The sequence below is a fragment of the Bacillus sp. SIMBA_031 genome (genome assembly GCF_046535225.1).
Lineage (GTDB): Bacteria > Bacillota > Bacilli > Bacillales > Bacillaceae > Bacillus > Bacillus velezensis.
In genome coordinates, this window is sequence record NZ_JAWRXC010000004.1 from 102,690 (window position 1) to 120,688 (window position 17,999).

14 protein-coding genes, 1 pseudogene and 1 riboswitch are annotated in these 17,999 nt (G+C 41.8%); of the genes and pseudogenes, 11 read left to right on the forward strand and 4 right to left on the reverse strand.

What is annotated here, in order from left to right; all coding sequences use genetic code 11:
• Window positions 1–201 precede the first annotated feature (201 nt).
• Window positions 202–372 (forward strand): CxxH/CxxC protein, encoded by a 171-nt coding sequence (locus SB724_RS13255; RefSeq protein WP_004393147.1) that lies wholly within the window; start codon window positions 202–204, stop codon window positions 370–372.
• 80 nt (window positions 373–452) lie between these two features.
• Window positions 453–932, forward strand: coding sequence for a 23S rRNA (pseudouridine(1915)-N(3))-methyltransferase RlmH (gene rlmH, locus SB724_RS13260; RefSeq protein WP_062623600.1), 480 nt, complete (start codon window positions 453–455; stop codon window positions 930–932).
• A 141-nt stretch (window positions 933–1,073) separates the two neighbouring features.
• Here rlmH and SB724_RS13265 read toward each other — a convergent pair whose 3' ends face one another.
• Window positions 1,074–1,895, reverse strand: coding sequence for a hypothetical protein (locus SB724_RS13265; protein WP_410571458.1), 822 nt, complete (start codon window positions 1,893–1,895; stop codon window positions 1,074–1,076).
• Window positions 1,896–2,788: 893 nt separating this feature from the next.
• On the opposite strand from SB724_RS13265, the gene SB724_RS13270 reads away from it, so the two are divergent.
• On the forward strand, window positions 2,789–3,643 hold the full coding sequence (locus SB724_RS13270) for a hypothetical protein (RefSeq protein ID WP_410571460.1): 855 nt from the start codon (window positions 2,789–2,791) through the stop codon (window positions 3,641–3,643).
• 785 nt (window positions 3,644–4,428) lie between these two features.
• Here SB724_RS13270 and SB724_RS13275 read toward each other — a convergent pair.
• A pseudogene (locus SB724_RS13275) lies at window positions 4,429–4,716 on the reverse strand (fructose-bisphosphatase class III); the annotation flags it as partial.
• A 145-nt stretch (window positions 4,717–4,861) separates the two neighbouring features.
• On the opposite strand from SB724_RS13275, the gene SB724_RS13280 reads away from it, so the two are divergent.
• From SB724_RS13280 to SB724_RS13305, 6 genes are all read left to right on the forward strand, one after another.
• Window positions 4,862–5,878 (forward strand): FUSC family protein, encoded by a 1,017-nt coding sequence (locus SB724_RS13280; RefSeq protein WP_410571462.1) that lies wholly within the window; start codon window positions 4,862–4,864, stop codon window positions 5,876–5,878.
• A 69-nt stretch (window positions 5,879–5,947) separates the two neighbouring features.
• Window positions 5,948–6,964, forward strand: coding sequence for an XdhC family protein (locus SB724_RS13285; protein ID WP_410571464.1), 1,017 nt, complete (start codon window positions 5,948–5,950; stop codon window positions 6,962–6,964).
• On the forward strand, window positions 6,961–7,581 hold the full coding sequence (locus SB724_RS13290; protein ID WP_410571466.1) for an NTP transferase domain-containing protein: 621 nt from the start codon (window positions 6,961–6,963) through the stop codon (window positions 7,579–7,581). The genes SB724_RS13285 and SB724_RS13290 overlap by 4 nt, the downstream gene beginning before the upstream one ends.
• 5 nt (window positions 7,582–7,586) lie before the next feature.
• On the forward strand, window positions 7,587–9,917 hold the full coding sequence (locus SB724_RS13295) for a xanthine dehydrogenase family protein molybdopterin-binding subunit (RefSeq protein ID WP_410571468.1): 2,331 nt from the start codon (window positions 7,587–7,589) through the stop codon (window positions 9,915–9,917).
• The gene (locus SB724_RS13300; protein ID WP_410571470.1) at window positions 9,904–10,746 is read left to right on the forward strand and encodes an FAD binding domain-containing protein; all 843 of its coding nucleotides are present in this window, start codon (window positions 9,904–9,906) and stop codon (window positions 10,744–10,746) included. Before SB724_RS13295 ends, SB724_RS13300 begins: the two co-directional genes overlap by 14 nt.
• The gene (locus SB724_RS13305; RefSeq protein WP_265972548.1) at window positions 10,739–11,203 is read left to right on the forward strand and encodes a (2Fe-2S)-binding protein; all 465 of its coding nucleotides are present in this window, start codon (window positions 10,739–10,741) and stop codon (window positions 11,201–11,203) included. Before SB724_RS13300 ends, SB724_RS13305 begins: the two co-directional genes overlap by 8 nt.
• Before the next feature lie 52 nt (window positions 11,204–11,255).
• On the opposite strand, the gene fbp is transcribed toward SB724_RS13305, so the two are convergent.
• Window positions 11,256–13,181: a fructose-1,6-bisphosphatase gene (gene fbp, locus SB724_RS13310; protein ID WP_095284508.1), complete on the reverse strand. Its 1,926-nt coding sequence runs from the start codon at window positions 13,179–13,181 to the stop codon at window positions 11,256–11,258.
• A gap of 298 nt (window positions 13,182–13,479) precedes the next feature.
• Window positions 13,480–13,560: riboswitch (glycine riboswitch) on the forward strand.
• Window positions 13,561–13,705: 145 nt separating this feature from the next.
• On the opposite strand from fbp, the gene SB724_RS13315 reads away from it, so the two are divergent.
• Complete coding sequence (locus SB724_RS13315; protein WP_265972550.1) at window positions 13,706–15,052, forward strand: amino acid permease; 1,347 nt, start codon at window positions 13,706–13,708, stop codon at window positions 15,050–15,052.
• Window positions 15,053–15,191: 139 nt separating this feature from the next.
• Window positions 15,192–16,424: a Fic family protein gene (locus tag SB724_RS13320; protein WP_007407860.1), complete on the forward strand. Its 1,233-nt coding sequence runs from the start codon at window positions 15,192–15,194 to the stop codon at window positions 16,422–16,424.
• Between the two features lie 45 nt (window positions 16,425–16,469).
• Here the strand turns inward: SB724_RS13320 and ahpF are convergent, their stop codons facing one another.
• Window positions 16,470–17,999 (reverse strand): alkyl hydroperoxide reductase subunit F, encoded by a 1,530-nt coding sequence (ahpF, locus tag SB724_RS13325; protein ID WP_007614902.1) that lies wholly within the window; start codon window positions 17,997–17,999, stop codon window positions 16,470–16,472.

The window sequence follows — 17,999 nt, forward strand, 5'->3', positions numbered from 1 at the left end:
TTAGGAATTCTGTTCGTCCTTCGCTTAGAAAAAAGAGAAAACACGTAAAGAGCCGGATGCTGAAAACACCGGCTCTTTTTGCGCGTGATTTGCCGAATTGTGGATAAAACTCAGCCCGAAGCACTACTAACATGTGTATAAATAGGTTATATTGAAAAGAGAACAATTGCCGCGTGCAATAGAAAACCGGAGGACGTAACGATGAAAACCGCTTATTATTCTTGTGAAGAACATATCGAAACCGTGCTGGACATGTACATAGATGATCATGAGCTTCCGCCCGAAATCAGAAAAATCGAACATACTAACAGTTTATCCACAGCCTGTGAATTATGTGGGGACACTGCAACATATCTAGTAGGGAACGAATGATCCTACACAAAATACAGAAAAGATATCCACAATTGTGGGCAATATATATGAATAACTTGTTTCTAAAGTGGGGATGACCTGTGAATATCAATATTGTGACCATCGGAAAACTAAAAGAAAAATACCTCAAGCAAGGCATTGAAGAATACAAAAAACGACTCTCAGCCTACGCAAAAATCGACATCATCGAACTCCCGGACGAAAAAGCTCCGGAAAACCTGAGCGACCAAGACATGAAAAACGTCAAAGACAAAGAAGGCGAACGCATCCTGGCCAAAATCAGCCCGGACACCCACGTCATCGCCCTTGCCATCGAAGGAAAAATGAAAACATCCGAAGAACTGGCCGATACAATAGATAAGCTGGCGACATATGGAAAAAGCAAAATCACCTTCGTCATCGGCGGCTCACTCGGCCTAAGCGACGCCGTGATGAAGCGAGCGGATGAAAAGTTGTCTTTCTCGAAAATGACGTTTCCTCATCAGCTGATGAGGTTGATTTTAGTAGAGCAGATTTATCGGGCTTTTCGGATTAACCGTGGGGAGCCTTATCATAAGTGAGTGAGGTTTTGATTAATTATATAAAGTGATTATGAAAGAAAGAGTCACTCAGCTATTGAACGACTCTTTCTACACGAAATAAAAACTGATTTTTTTACCATGCATTTATTAATCGTACTAACTTGTAATAATTCTTTTTTATTAGATGTCCTCTACACCAAAATACTTATACAAGCCTTTTTCAATGCAATCTTCCAATGTTCCACCACAAAGTTCTGCAACTGACATTATATCAATGTCTTTAAAGCGAAATTTATTTGAATAACTATTAATAGATATGCTTATTTTTAATCTATTTGCATCACTTAAAATCTCTTTTTTTACTGCATTATTGCTATGTACAATATTATTTCTGACATTCAACCAAAACCTTATTAATTCATACTTTTTTGTCCCAACAATAAAGTGTTTTTCTTGCTTTTCAATGTATTTTTCGAAATATTTAAGGTATTTAACTATACCATTATCACTTCTATTCATAACATCTTTCATTTCAGGAAGTGATGGTTCAGTTTCAATGAGTTTCTTGGTCAGGCTAAATAAAGTCGATTCCAATAAACTTAGAAACATTACAATAGATGCTAAAGAATTCATTTCACCCTCTAATTCTATTTGTTTTAATTTGAACTCCCTTTCGGACACATGACGAGATTGAATAACATCTACCCATTCCAATTCATCCGGGTCTTTCGTCTGTTCTCTTAATCTTTGATACTTTTCCAACATTTCTCGAGATTCTTTTAATTTCGAATCAATTTCAAATTTAAGTCTACTACCATTTTTTTTTGAAGACCTTAATATTGATAAAGATTCTAAGTAGTAGGTATCTACAATACTATATAAATCTCTTATCAAAAGTGACGGTAAATTATCTTGTACTTGGCTTATATGAGAAAGATGCGACATTGAAAAATAAAATTTCTGTATTGGAAGTTCCTCGATATTTTCTATCTCCATAAGCATTAAGCACCTCCGCAATTCCTTATATATTTTATTATCTAATTTTCTCGTGCGAATCTATACTAATTTGCATTACTTATAGAATAATAGGTAAGTTCCAGGTATAATATACTCTCATGTAAATACAGTTCTTAAAAGAAATACTCATTTCATCATTAGAGATTCTAAAAAAATCACTAATATTTTCTTATTAACATGCTTTTTAAAAAAGAAAATGAAACTGGACATCACCTAAATGTGTAAAAAGTTATAATATAAATTGATTAAATTTTAAAAGAATTCATATTACTACTAATCTTTCCTTAAAGGTATATTGATACAATACCTGATATATTCGATATTAGTAATGTACACCATCTTTAGCCAATGAGTACTTAGGAGAAGAAAACACTAAAAAACGGAAAATTAGAAGATTGCTTTTTAAAAGAAATCTTTCTTGTTGCACATGGAAGGTATGAAAATAAATGGAGTAATCCCCACTTAGATACTTTAAAAGTAATATTAAAACGAAAATTTATTTATTTGTTAATGGATTTTGTGTTGTAATCTGATGATTGAGAGAATTAAAATGGGAAATGTTTGCTAAACAAATAGACCTATGCTATAATTTAGAAAAGGTCGAAAATTGTAGAAGTATGGGGCTGTGTTATTAATTGAATTTTCTTTCATTTAAAAATGTTGCCGCATTTTAAATGAAAATATCTTTTAGTCTTACTCTATAACTAATTGACTTTTAAAAGAATAACATAGTGTGGTAAAAAAATCAACATCTATTAAGTCTGTTTAAAATATAGTAAAAATTACAGGGATAATAATATTAATTTGGAGTAAGGCAAACTTAGACCTCTATCTTTTATTTCTTCGGCTTAATAACCAACAAGAAAGCAGGAGATATATTGGCAATATTAACAGCAAGGTTTATTAAAGATGGAATAGAAAAGGAATATGAAAAGAGTGATATCACACCCGACTTATATAATGAAACCTTAAAAGGTTATCTCTATTGTCCTACTAAGAATTGCGATGCAAGGGTTATTTATAATTCTGGTGTAAAAAGCTTTTTAAGAACATGGAATATGGATAACCATATTGACGATTGTATTCATGGTTTTACGAGAGCTAAAAAAAGGGTAGGTGTTGATACTACTCAATTTATTAATGTTGAACTCACTGCTGAGAGGAAAAAAAGGGCTTTAAAAGAAGCTTATAAGCTATATACTATGTCTGATGATGAAAAGACAATAGAGAAAACAAAGAAACCAACCAGAAAAAATAATCCGACTACTGTTGGAAAGGAATCTGTTCCCGTGACTCACGCTGTTTTACAAGATGGAGATCAGCCTGAAGAGGTAACTAATCGAAGGATAGGTATTAGAGGACCAAACCTCCCCAAAAGGACAGTGGATATGTTAAAGGATATTGATAATGGAAAACCTCGTTTAGTAATGGGAAAAGTAAAGAGTGTGAAATTAATAGAATCGATAGCTGATATCATTGTGGTAGAGGGTAAAACAAATATCCATGTTAAGTTTGAAGAAGTATTCATAAATAATAGTCCAGCTTATTTAGGGTTATTTCATCACATTTTAAAGTATCAAAAAGAAAACAAAAATCAGGATATTGTATTCACTGGGATTGGAGAAGTGAGGAGATCCAAAGTTAATGGAGATTTAGAACTTTCTGTTTTTTATGGAACTGATTTTTCTATAGACGGAATGGATTTAATAAAGCTATCAATGAGGAAATCTTAAAGTAGAATTATTAAGAAAGTCGTTCAACTATTCAATGGGCGACTTTTTTAATTATCTTTCCATGATAATGTGAGGAAAACATTCTCAGATGCCGGAGCAACCTCAAATTTTAAATCTAAAGAAGGAGTAACTCATTTATTGATCACTCGATAAAATGCAATTTACATTTAGAGGAGTATGAATAAAAATCAGTTAATCCATATATTGTGAAATTTTAGAATCTTAGTTTAATGGAGAGTTTTTTAATGAAGAGGGAGGACGCATTTGGTATTTTATGGAGTTAAAGGTATTGTCCCTTGTCGGCTGTAAGTCATCGTACCTGTTTCACGATTAGCCCGTGTAAAAATGAAAAGGGCACGAACATGTTGATTTCTATAAAAATAAAATTGAATTCAATTTTATTAGTCATACCTTAAACGTCTTTTTATTTACTCAATCGACATTTTATGAGCAGATGAAATAAGTATTTCTTGAAGTCTCCCAAGCATGATTTCGATTAGTTCAATTTGTAGGTAAGCTTCTATTATCAATTCTAAATGCAAAGATGTAAATGTATAACAGACCCATCTCTAGAAATGCGATTCTACCTAAAAAAACAGCGTTTGTATTGGTTTTCATTCTTCTTTTACATATTAATAACGTCATGGTTATCTTCCGCGGAATTTAGTTTGTTTGCTGATCATTCATTTTTCAAAATTTGTTTTCATTTAAAATAATGTTCGCGGTTTGCAGTGCTAAATGAAATAAAAAAAGAGCTCAAGGAATCACCCCTAAACCTCATACCCTCACTTCATATACCGATACTCCCGCAACCTCTCCAAAATCCACTTCCTTCAGCAGTTCTTCACCGACGTTTGTTTTTTCACTTCCTTCCACTCCAGCTCTTTGTCGTCTAATCGTTTCACTGTTAAGACGTCGGTTCCGGTGCTCAGCACTTCAGCCTTGGAGTCAAAGTGTCTATAGGTGACGAGCTGCATGCCGTAGGAGTTGTACAGTAACGTGTAGCCAGCAATGCCTGTTGTCGGTTGGCACGCTTTGGAGAAGCCGCCGTCGATGACGATGATTTTTACGTTCCCAATGTTTCCCCAACCCCAAAAAGAAGCTGTCATTCAAGAATCCCCCTTGAATCACAGCTTCTTTCACATTTTCCATACAACAGTATAAATCCCTTTCCGTCACGGAAACCTAGTGGAAAAGGTTTCTGAAAGGAGGGGGCGTATGATGAAAAGTGAAAAAATTCAAAACAAAACATCTTTGGTTTGGAAGATGGCGATTGCATCTGCGGTTTCTTGGGAAGCGGCAAAACTGGCGGGCTCTGATCACCCGTATTTAGCGCCGCTATCTGTTATCTTATGTTTGCAGCCAACGATAGATCAGTCGATTCGCTTTTCTTTTCATCGTATTGCGGGAACTGCGATTGGGATCATGTTAACGTCCTTTCTTGTCAGTCACTTGCCAATGAATGGCTGGATGCTGGGGCTGTTCCTGTTAGGCGGGACCTACATTGCAAAGTGGTTACGAATAGATGTAACGGTTTTACATCAGGTAGCGCTCACCATTTTGTTGGTCTTTACGTTTGAACGAAACTCTAAAGATTATGCATTCGACCGAATCATCGATACGGTGATCGGCGTCATCATCGCCATTCTGGTTCACATGTTCCTTTTTCCGCCGGACTACACAAAAAAGGCAGCGGACTCTTTTCAAACATTGGCTCGTCAGCTTTCCGGCACACTTTCAGACCTTTCCAAATGGGTTCAATCAGAGTGGGGACAAGGAAAAGGGAACCTTATGGAATATAAAATGAACAATCTTCTGCAGGAGCTGCATACGGCAAAAGAGATGCTGCAAACAGCCTCTGACAGCTTAAAATTCAACCCCGTCAGAAAAAAACATAAAAACATCATTTCAAGCTATCAAATAGAGATGCAAAAGTTGAACGCCGGATTTGAGTATCTATCAAATATAGTGAAAACGTTAAAAGAATGGGAAAAAGAGGGGGAGTTATCTTCAAGTGACAAAATAGAGCTGGGGAATGATTTACAAGTGTTAAGTGAATACTTTGCGGGTTTTAAAGGCATACAGCAGGGTGAAACAGACAATTGGAAACAGAAGGAACAGAGCGTGTTATTGGAATCTCTCCGTTCCGACATGCTGTCGCACCCGCCGCCCGGTCATAAGGTCTATAAAGACTCTTTTTTTTTAGAAACGAAGAAATTGCTGAAGCGTTTGTAATGTTTTCCGGAAATAAAGAATACGGATATACAGATGCAGATATGATCAGGTAAAAGCGGGGGACATGAAATGGATGATATACACGGGATTTTGGATGTCATCGCCACTTCTAAAAAAACTAAGGTACTGGCTACCATCATTAAAACAGAGGGGTCCGCTTATAAGAAAGAAGGGGCCTCCATGCTGATTTTAGGGGATAAAACAAGAGTCGGAATGTTATCCGCCGGCTGTCTGGAAGAAGACCTCGTTGAACGGTCAGAACAGGTCTGGACTGCAGGAGAGCCGGTGATTGTCCGCTTTGATATGAGCGCGGAAGACGATTTATCTTGGGGACAGGGCGTTGGCTGTAATGGTGTTTTGACGGTTTTACTTGAGCCTGTAAAAGGGGAATTGGAACGAAATCTGATGACAGTCAAGACATGCTTAGATGGAAAAAAGTCTGTGACCCGAGTGAAACGATTCACTAAAACGTTAGAGCCGAAGGAAGATCTGTATATAGCTGAAGACGGCAGCGTGTTTGGAACCGGGGATGTTATGGAACAAGGCCGTATTCAAAAACTGAGACAGACGGAAAAGGGAATCATGAGGGATGAACATACATCTGATTTATTTTTTATCCATCAGATGGTGCCAAAACCTTGTTTATATGTCTTCGGAGCAGGGGAAGATGCGAAGCCGTTAGTTTCGTTGGCGGCTCGTGCGGGTTTTCATGTGACGGTAATTGACTGGCGCCCCGCTTTATGTCATCACGGCCATTTTCCTGAAGCCGGCCATTTGATAACGGGAGCACCGGAAGAAGTCATGAAAGGTCTGAGCATCACAAAAAGGGATTTTGTTGTCATTATGACGCACAGCTTTCAAAAAGATCAGATCATTTTACATACATTAAAAAACGAGAATGTGTTTTATAAAGGCGTATTAGGCCCCAGAAGGCGCACGGAGCGGCTATTAGGCGGGGCTGAGATTCCGGAAGATATTCATTCCCCTATTGGGCTTCCCATCGGGGCACAAGGGCCTGAAGAGATTGCTGTAAGTATTGTCGGCGAGATGATTAAAAAAATGCGAAAACAAAGGTCAGCTTTATGAAAACAGCAGCCATTTACCTGGCAGCCGGTACAAGCAGACGCATGGGAACGGATAAGCGAAGTTTATTTCTCAATGGCGTCTCCCTCGGAAGTATGGCTCTTAAAAATGCCTTGTTGTCTGAAGTAGATCATATTTTTGTTATTACGAGAAAGGGAGATTCACTGCATTGGCTTTCGGATTTTTTCTTTTTAGATCCCATATCAAATAAGTGGAGCCAGGCAGAATGTGAGCAAGCGGGTAAAGGCCAAGGCCATTCTATACAATGCGGTGTAAAAAAAGCGGCAGAGTATGAGGCTGACGCCGTTATCATTCTCCTTGCAGATCAGCCGTTTGTCACCGCAGATATCATCAATACGTTAATTGATTCCTATCAAAAGGAGCGCAGTTATTCATTTATCGCCGCTGAAAATCAACATCTTCCTATGCCCCCCATTTTATTCTCCAATCAATGTTTTCCGGTATTGCATCAGTTAAAGGGAGATCAGGGCGCCCGGCATGTGATCCGTGAAAGTATGATCAATACGGGAAAAATGATCAGCTTTCAAGACCCTTTGCTTTTTTATGACGTCGATACAGCTGAAGATTATACGCTGCTGCTGAATAAATTCGGGGAGTGAATGAGTTGGAGTATATCGGGAAGAGTGTCATTCGGAAAGAGGCCTTTGAAAAAGTGACGGGTAAAGCGAAATATACGGATGATTTTCAAGAAACAGGCACATTACACGCAAAAATGCTGACCAGTCCATATGCGCATGCCGATATTGTGTCTATGGACTTTTCAGAAGCTTGGAAGATTCCCGGAGTGAGAGCGATATTGGGGGATGAACCTTTTCCGCTTGCAGGTGAGGAAATTAAAGACAGGTCGCCGATTGCTTATAAAAGGGTCAGATACCATGGTGAGCCGGTTGCTGTTGTTGTTGCGGAAAATCCGATTACAGCTAAAAAGGCAGCGGATGCCATCAAAGTATCCTATAAACCTCTTCCCGTCGTCAATTCCCCCCGTGAGGCCTTTCAAAAGGATGCGCCACTCGTCCATGAAAATGCGGACCGCTATGAGAAGACAAAAGGTGTATTCCCGGTTCCGAAGACAAATATCGCAAACCTGGATAAGGTTAGAAAAGGAAATATTGAAGACGGGTTTAGGGAAAGTGATGTGACAGCAGAATTCCAGATTTCCTTTAACCCTTCTGATCACGCTGCGATGGAGACAAGATGCTCGATTGCTGAAATTCGCGCGGATGAGGAGATTATCATTACCACATCTTCTCAAGCTCCTTTTGCCATTAAAAAATTAATGCAGTGGTATTTTGGAATCGAACCCGGAAAGGTTATCGTCAAAACGCCTTTAGTAGGAGGAGCGTACGGGGGAAAAGCAGCCGTTCAGTTAGAGGTGATTGCCTATTTGGCATCAAAAGCAGTCGGAGGCCGGCCCGTCAAATTATTTAATACGAGAGAAGAGGATCTGATCACATCTCCCGTTCATATAGGGTTGGATGCCATTGTCAAATTAGGGGCTGCAAAGGATGGAATCTTAAAGGCGGCAGACATTCAGTTTTTATTTGATGGCGGAGCGTATTCTGATAAAGGAGTGGACATCAGCCGGGCTGCGGTGGTTGATTGTACGGGTCCGTACGCTATCGACCATATACGGTGTGATTCATATTGTATGTATACGAATCATCCATATCCAAGTGCATTCAGGGGCTACAGCCATGCTGAAGTGTTATTCGCCTTTGAGCGGACGATGGATGTATTGGCGGAAAAGCTGAACATGGACCCGTTAGAACTCCGCTATAAAAATGCCATTCGCCCAGGTGACACCACACCGACTCAAGTTCTTCTCAATTCAAGCACGGTCGGAAATGTGCCGAAATGCATTGAAAGATTAAAGGAATTAATGAATTGGGACGAAGGACAGCGAATTGAAATCGACGGCCGGAAGATACGGGCGAAGGGAATCAGCTGCATTTGGAAAACTTCAACATTTGATACAAATGCAACGTCCGGGGTTCTTTTAACCTTTAATCCCGATGGAAGCATTAATTTGATGTCAGGCGTAGTGGAAATTGGAACAGGGACAAAAACAGTGCTAGCCCAAATCCTGGCGGAACGAATGAAAATGGATATAAGCAAAATTCATGTAAAAATGCTTATAGATACACAAACAACACCCGAGCATTGGAAAACCGTGGGGAGCAGAGGGACGTTAATGGCCGGAAATGCCGTACTGAATGCAGCGGAGGAAGCCATTCGAAAGCTTAAGGACGTGGCATCATGTGTGTTGCGGGTTCCTGTCGAGGAATTGGAAGTGGCCGACGGAAAGGTTTATTTTATAGATCATCCTTCTGTACATGTTGAAATAAAAGACATTGCTTACGGATATACGTTTCCAAATGGAAATACCATTGGCGGCCAAATCATTGCGAGCGGCAATTACACATTAACCCGGATGACGAATTTAGACCGGGAAACGGGAAGAGGAAAGCCGGGACCCGAATGGGCTGTCGGTGCTCAGGGAATTGAAGTTGAGTTGGATAAACGGGATTATACGTACCGAATTACAAAAGCCTATTCTGTTGTGGATATAGGAACTGTACTGAATGAAAAAGCTGCAAGGGGTCAAGTGATGGGGGGGATGAGTATGGGAATCGCATTTGGAGGAAGAGAAACCTTTGTCTTTGATTCATATGGCAGAGTATTAAATCCTCAGCTTAGAACATACCGCCCCCTTCACTATGGAGAGCAGCCTGAATATATCATTGAATTTGTTGAAACCCCGCATGTGATCGCGCCTTATGGGGCGCGCGGAGGCGGGGAACACGGACTGTTGGGGATGCCGGCAGCATTGGGAAATTGCCTTTCCGCCGCTTTAGGTGTCCAATTGAATCAACTTCCTCTCATTCCCGAACAACTATGGAGAACGCAAGAGGGGTGGAAAGATGATACCGTTTGATTTCGACTATTTTAAACCGAAGACCATTAAAGAAACAACCCGCCTGTTTCACTCGCTTGCGGCCGAAAAGAAAACACCAATGTATTATTCCGGCGGCACGGAAATTATCACGTTAGGAAGGCTGAATATCATCTATACGGATGCGGTGATAGATATGAACGCGCTTCCGGGATTTCAAACCATCCGCTTTTATGAACATGATCTGGTGATCGGAGCAGGCGTATCATTAACGAAACTGGAGGAAGAAAATCCATTTCCGCTATTAAGTAAAACAGTAAGTGAAATAGCCGATCGGACGACTCGAAATAAGATCAGCCTGGGCGGAAACATTTGCGGGGGCATCTATTACCGTGAGGCCGTGCTGCCATTGCTGATTTCTGATAGTTTGCTAGGGATTGCAGGGAGAGCGGGGATTCATTACCATCCTATAAATAAAGTATTTAACAGGGAAATACAATTGCGAAAAGGAGATTTTTTATTTCATGTCGTTGTCGATCGAGCGTATGTTGACCTGCCATTTGTCAGTATCAAAAGAAGACAGCAGTGGAATGTCGGGTATCCATTGGTGACAGTCTGTGCGCTGAAAAAAGATGATGAGATCAGAATGGCCTTCAGCGGCGTATGTCCATTTCCGTTTCGTTCTGCTGAAATGGAGGCTGTGCTTAACGATAAAAGCTATTCATTAGAAGATAGAGTGCACCGGTCTTTACAGTATGTACCCAAACCCGTTCTTGATGACGCAGAGGGCTCAAGTAAATACCGAATATTTGTCTTGCAAAATACAATTTTAGATGCCTTACGGGAATTAGAAGGAGGTCCAAATGTCTGATCCTATTACGTTGAAAGTAAATGGCGAGGAAAGACAGATTACGGTCAGACCGGCTGATACTTTATTATTTGCTCTTCGTCTTCGTCTCGGATTAACTGGTGCAAAGCCGGGCTGCTTAAATGGGGATTGCGGCGCCTGTACGGTATTAACGGACGGGGTGCCGATGAAATCTTGCTTAATGCTTGCGGCAGAAGGGGAAGGAAAGGACATTACGACAATTGAAGGACTGATCAATACACCGATTCAAAAGGCCTTTATTGAAAAATTCGCGTTTCAATGCGGTTATTGCACACCGGGGTTTCTCATGAATTGTCATGCTTTAGTGAATACTGAGCCGGATGCAAGCGATGACACGATAAAAAATTGGCTGGAGTCCAATATTTGCAGATGTACCGGTTACAGGGAGATTGAAGAAGCGGTTAAATCCGTTTTACATACAGGGAAAGGGACTTCTTAGTTCGCAACCGTAAAAAAAGAGCCCAGAGAATCATCCCTGAACTCCATATTCTTCACTTCATATACCGATACTCCCGCAGTTTCTCCAAAATCGCCACTTCTTTCATCAGTTCTTCACCGACGTTTGTTTCTTTCACTTTCTTCCGCTCCAGCTCTTTGTCGACTAATCGTTTCACTGTTAAGACGTCGGTTCCGGTGCTCAGCACTTCGGCCTTGGAGTTAAAGTGTTTATGGGCGACGAGCTGCATGCCGTAGGAGTTGTATAAGAGCGTGTAGCCGGCGATGCCTGTTGTGGATTGGTAGGCTTTGGAGAAGCCGCCGTCGATGACGATCATTTTTCCGTTTGCCTTGATCGGATCTTCGCCTTCGATTTCTTTTACCGGTGTATGGCCGTTGATGATATGGCCATGATCCGGATTAAGGCCGAATTCCTCCAGGATGTTTCGGCAGGCTGCTTCGTCTTCACGCAAATAGTAATACGGGTTTTTCTTTTCTTTATGCGTTTCCTTCTCTTTAATGAAGTACCGCTCAAAGGTTGTCATGGCGCGTTTTCCGAAGAGGGAGGAGTATTCGCCTGTCCATAAGTACCACGTCATATCTGTCGCCAGATCATCGGTTTCTTCCGGATGGGCAAACGCTTCTCGTAAGAACCGTTCAAATACATCTAGCAGCTCTCGGCCCGCATAAGCTTTATCCTCTATCATCATCGTTTCCATGCTGCCGTTTTCATCGACGGGAATACAGCCGTGAATCAGCAGGTTGCCGTTATATTTCAAATAAAGGCTGCCTTTTTTCATCATAAAATTCATATGGCGGCCCAGCTTTTCGGAGTTCTGAACAGAGAACAGCAGCTTGTCCATGACTTCTGCTTCTTCTTCTAACAGCTCGTCAGGCTGTTTAGGATTCACCGTCGCAAAGCAGGTGTTTTCCAGCTGATATGTTTTTCCGTTCAGCGTGATTTCATTGCGGTCATAATCGATCTTTTCCAGTAACAGCCGTTCCTCCATATTAAAGTTCGGCCGTCTCTTAATAATCGGGCTCTCAAGCTTGAATTGGATCATCGCGATCGCCTGATGAATTTTTGTGATTTGTTTAATCTCATCTTCCGGTCTGTTTTCGTCCGCTTTCGGGCGGAAAGACGGGTTATCATCGTAATACTTTTCGGCAAGGTTCAATAGCGGTCTCAGATTGATGCCGTAAACGTCTTCAATAATATCCAGATTGTCATAGCGGGCACAGATGCGGATAATGTTTGCCAGGCATACTTTTGAGCCGGAATAAGCGCCTATCCAGAGAACATCATGATTCCCCCATTGAATATCCACTGAATGATAGTTGATCAGTTCTTCCATGATCTTATCCGGCTGCGGTCCGCGGTCGTAAATATCGCCGACAACATGCAGATGGTCGACCACCAAACGCTGCGTGCTGTAGGCAAGGCCGGTGATCAGCTTATCGGCCTGACCGAGCGCAATGATCTGTTCTATGATTTCGGAATAGTATTGTTCTTTGTTGGCGGCTTGTTCTGTTTTGTACAGCAGCTCTTCAGAAATATAAGCAAATTGGGCGGGCAGTGCTTTGCGTAATTTGGAGCGGGTGTACTTGGAAGAACAATAAGAAACGAGCTTAATCATCCGATGAATCGTTTCTTTATACCACTCGTTTAATGCCTCTTTCGTATCAAAGTCATGTTTGATCAGCTTTAGTTTGTCCTCAGGGTAATAGACCAAAGCCGCCAGTTCATCAATTTCTCTATCGTAAATGACGCCGCTGAAAATATCGCGGATCTTCTCTTTTACTCTTCCTGAACCGTTCCGCAGCACGTGCTGGAATGCCTGATACTCCCCATGCAGATCACTGACGAAATGCTCGGTTCCTTTCGGCAGGTTCAGTATCGCTTTCAGATTAATGATTTCCGTGACCACTTTTTCTTCACAATCGTATTTTTGTGCGAGCAGATCTAAATATTTGGTTTCCAATCTCGTCCATCCCCTTTTTATTTACGAGCCATTGTATGGTAAGGTGAATTTAAAGTATGACATAATGTTTACATCATTAGACCTTATATGATAGTACCGCATAACGCCTTTTTGAGACAATGAAAACGGAAAATACGGCGCTTCAGGCATCGAAAATTGGACCGGGATAACGCCGTGAGCTCATCCCCCTATTGACAATGAATTCAACTTCCATTAAAATAAAAAGTTAGCTGATAGGTATTTCTATCAGAAACTCAATACGTAGCAGGCTATGATTGCTGTGGGTCGCACTACAGCAGGAGCGGCTTCTGGAGAGACCGCGGGTTTTCCGCGGCGCCGAAGGGTTCACAATCTCAGGCAAAAGGACAGAAGAGTACCGAATATGTATTTGTCATGCTGTTGATTGTCAGCGGCGCAGATATAATTTGATATTCTTATGACCATGAGATTGGAGGGCATCCAATCTCTTTTTTTATTGGCTTTTTTTGCTCGTCGTTCACTAGAGAGGTAAGGAGGAGTCAGATGTGGAGCAGCGAGAGCTAAAGAGGGACTTATCGAATCGGCACGTGCAGCTGATCGCCATTGGCGGCACGATCGGCACCGGATTGTTTTTAGGATCTGGTAAGGCGATTCAGCTGGCGGGTCCTTCTATCATCTTTGCGTATTTTATTGTAGGTATTGCGCTTTTTTTCGTCATGCGGGCGCTGGGAGAACTGCTGTTATCTAAAGCGGGCTACCAATCATTAACGGATATTGCCGAGGCGTACTTAGGGCCGCGTGCAGCGTTTGTCACCGGCTGGACCTATTGGTTTTGCTGGATTATGACGGCTATGGCGGATGTGATCGCCGTCGGTGTATATGTGAAATATTGGTTTGACATTCCGCAGTGGGTTCCTGCACTTATCTGTTTGCTCATTTTATTAGGGCTTAATCTGTTAACGGTCAAGATTTTTGGAGAATTGGAGTTTTGGTTCGCCTTAATTAAGGTAGTCACGATTCTCGCGTTAATTGTCATCGGGGTGGTTCTGCTGGTGATTGGGTTCAAAACGCATACCGGAACGGTTTCAGCGGCGAATCTGTGGGAGCACGGCGGCTTGTTTCCGAACGGATTTTCAGGCTTTTTGCTTTCGTTCCAGATGGTGATCTTCGCCTATGTCGGTGTGGAATTAGTGGGTGTGTCGGCGGCGGAAACGTCAAATCCGAAAAAAAATATTCCGTCCGCTATCAATAAAATTCCTTTACGGATTTTATTTTTCTACGTCGGGGCATTGCTCATTCTTTTATGTATTAACCCGTGGATGCAGCTGAATGCGGCGGAAAGTCCTTTTGTAAAGACCTTCAGTCTGGTCGGCATCCCGTTAGCCGCGGGAATCATTAATTTTGTCGTATTAACGTCTGCCGCTTCTGCTTGTAACAGCGGGATGTTTTCAACAAGCCGGATTTTGTATAACTTAAGCAAAACGAAACAAGCGCCTGCAAGTTTTGCGAAGCTGAATAAAAATCATGTGCCGAGCCGCGCATTATGGATATCGGTTATTGTGCTGTCAGCTGGCGCTCTTTTAAGCAAATTGATACCGGAAGCGGCTTTTGGCATCGTGACAACCATCAGCGCGATTTGTTTCATATGGGTGTGGGGCGTGATTCTGGTCTGTCATATCAGATACAGGAAAACCCGTCCGGACTTACATGCAAGCTCGTCTTTCAAGGCGCCGTTTGCACCGTTTATCAATTACGCCGTGCTGGCGCTGTTTGCCGTCATTCTGGTGATTATGCTGTTTGCGGATACAACGCGCCCGGCTTTGCTGCTGACGCCGCTGTGGTTTATTGGACTGTTTCTTATCTATCGGGCGAGAGGGAGAAAGACAGATTGAATTGCTTCAGACGGTGTACTGCCATGCAGTATGCCGTTTTTTGTTTTGATTGGAAAGCGAGAATATTTGTTAGAATTCAGGCTATAATGGTTGTATAATTTAAAAAAGTGTATAATTTTAAATCAAGCGAGGTGATAATATGAAGTATGAGAAGTTATCTAAGCTTTTTTATAAAATGGATGCTGATTCATATGAGAAAGAATTTAAAAAGAGAACAAGCAGCTATGGCAGTTATTCAACATCATTAAACATACGGGGGTTCCGAAAAGGCCGACCCACGGACGATTCATTTGAGCTATTTTATGTGAATACACATAAACTCATGAAGCTGAATAATGAAGTGTTGTTAAACAGTTCCAAAATTTCATCCCTTATCAGTCAGCTCCCCGAATTTGCCGTCAAACCTTATTTTGATAAATTAATTATTAATGAAGCACAGAGTAATAATGAAATTGAAGGAATCCGCAGTACAAAAAAAGAATTGAAAGAGGCTCTTAAAGCGTTAGAACAATCCGAGCCCTCACATAAGCGGTTTGTTGGATTGATGAAAACATATCAATTTATAGACCGAATTCCGTCGTTTACAAGCATTCATGACTTTAGGGAATTATATGACGAGCTGGTCGCAGATGAAATCGGAGCAGAAGATGCGCCGGATGGTGAGCTATTCAGAAAAGGCTATGTTGAAGTGAACGATGGGAACATGACCACCCATATCGGCGTTAATTCTGAACAGAAGATAACAGAAGCGCTTGAGGCTTTAATTGCTTATCTTCATGATGAAACACATCCCCAGCTGTATCGTTACATGACAGCTCATTACTACTACGAATACATTCATCCTTTTTATGACGGCAATGGAAGAACAGGACGCCTTATCGTTGGGAGTTATTTGTCCCGATACTTAGAAAAATATTCAGCCATCACTTTTTCTTACGCAGTTAATAAGAACAAAGATAAGTATTATAAGGCATTAGAGGAAATTCCCGCACCTTTAAACCGGGGAGAGCTGACTTTTTATTTAATGGATATGCTGGAATTGCTTCTGTCAGGACAAAAAGGGATTATTGAGGATCTTGAATTTAATTTAATGAAACTGAAACGAATTAGGAACTATATTGATAGCGATCAATGGGCTGATTATAAGGATGAACGTGATATTTTTAATATCATTATCACGATTAATGTATTTGTAAATGATCAGGTTACGCTGTCGGTGCAAGATTTAATGGAGCTCTCAAATAAATCGAGACATAAAATTAACAGAGTAATGGATTATTTAGAACAGCAAGGATTTGTTGAGCTGGTAAGCAGAAGGCCAAAATCTTATAAAATCAGCGAGGATTGTTTAGAGGAAATACTGCCTTCTTAATTAGTATATTTAAAAAAGCCGCCATTCATATGGCGGCTTTTTACATTAATTCCGGATCAAATAATCAAATGCGCCTAAAGCGGCAGTTGCACCTGATCCCATGGAGATAATGATTTGGTTGTACGGGCCGTCTGTGCAGTCCCCTGCGGCAAATAGGCCGGGAACGCTTGTCGCGCCGCTCTTATCGACGATGATTTCGCCGATGCGGTTGCGTTCGACAGTTTCGTCTAACCATTCTGTATTAGGCACGAGACCGATTTGGACGAATACACCTTGAAGTTCAACGTGTTTTTCTTCGCCTGTTTCACGGTCAACGAACGTAATGCCGTTTACGTTTTGGTCGCCTGTGATTTCTTTCGTTTGTGCATTTTTGTGCACAGTGACGTTTGGCAGGCTGTAAAGACGTTTTTGCAGGACTTCGTCTGCTTTCAGTTCAGGCGCGAATTCCAGCACAGTCACGTGATTGACGATACCTGCAAGGTCAATCGCCGCTTCGATTCCGGAGTTTCCGCCGCCGATAACCGCTACGTCTTTGCCTTCAAACAATGGTCCGTCACAGTGCGGGCAGTAAGCGACACCTTTGTTTTTGAACTCTTGCTCACCAGGTACGTTGACATTGCGCCAGCGGGCACCTGTTGAAAGGATCACTGTTTTACTTTTCAGTACAGCGCCGTTTTCGAGTTCAAGTTCGAAGAGGTCTTTTTTCTCAAGGCGTTTTGCGCGCTGAAGGTTCATGACGTCAATATCATAATCTTTCACGTGCTCTTCAAGGCTTGCGGCGAGCTTCGGTCCTTCAGTCGCTTTGACGCTGATGAAGTTTTCGATGCTCATGGTGTCGAGTACCTGGCCGCCGAAGCGTTCAGCGACAACACCGGTGCGGATGCCTTTACGCGCCGTGTAGATCGCCGCGCTTGCGCCGGCAGGTCCGCCGCCGACAACAAGAACGTCAAACGGCTCTTTGTCGGCAAACTCAGACGCATCTGCGCCGCTGCCCATTTTCGCGAGAATCTCTTCGATGGTCATACGGCCGCTTCCGAAAGATTCACCGTTTAAGAAAACAGTCGGAACAGCCATAATGTTTTTGCTTTCTACTTCTTCTTTGAATGCCGCGCCGTCAATCATTGTATGAGTGATATTCGGGTTGAGCACGCTCATCATGTTTAATGCTTGGACGACATCAGGGCAGTTGTGGCACGTCAGGCTGATATAAGACTCGAAGCGGTATTCTCCGCTGATGTTCTTAATCTGGTCAATGACCTTTTGATCAGCCTTAGGCGCTCTGCCGCTGACTTGAAGCAATGCCAGCACTAATGATGTAAATTCGTGGCCGAGAGGAACACCGGCGAATGTAACGCCTGTGTCTTCTCCGGTACGATTAACGCTGAAGCTCGGTGTTCTGTTTAATTCAGTTTTTTCAACTGAAATTTTAGATGACATGGAAGCCAGCTCGTCAACGAGAGCCAGCATGTCCTTAGAAGTGTCATCGTCACCGGCGCTTACTTTGAGAACAATGTCGTTCTCAATTAGCTGCATGTATTGATTTAATTGTGCTTTGATATTTGCATCAAGTACCAA

Bases quoted from the DNA above. Each gene is read 5' to 3' on its own strand.
- SB724_RS13290 (WP_410571466.1), top strand. From the start codon at position 6,961: ATGAAAACAGCAGCCATTTACCTGGCAGCCGGTACAAGCAGACGCATG.
- SB724_RS13320 (WP_007407860.1), top strand. From the start codon at position 15,192: ATGAAGTATGAGAAGTTATCTAAGCTTTTTTATAAAATGGATGCTGAT.
- SB724_RS13305 (WP_265972548.1), top strand. From the start codon at position 10,739: ATGTCTGATCCTATTACGTTGAAAGTAAATGGCGAGGAAAGACAGATT.
- SB724_RS13300 (WP_410571470.1), top strand. From the start codon at position 9,904: ATGATACCGTTTGATTTCGACTATTTTAAACCGAAGACCATTAAAGAA.
- SB724_RS13265 (WP_410571458.1), bottom strand. From the start codon at position 1,895: ATGCTTATGGAGATAGAAAATATCGAGGAACTTCCAATACAGAAATTT.
- SB724_RS13285 (WP_410571464.1), top strand. From the start codon at position 5,948: ATGGATGATATACACGGGATTTTGGATGTCATCGCCACTTCTAAAAAA.
- SB724_RS13280 (WP_410571462.1), top strand. From the start codon at position 4,862: ATGATGAAAAGTGAAAAAATTCAAAACAAAACATCTTTGGTTTGGAAG.
- SB724_RS13255 (WP_004393147.1), top strand. From the start codon at position 202: ATGAAAACCGCTTATTATTCTTGTGAAGAACATATCGAAACCGTGCTG.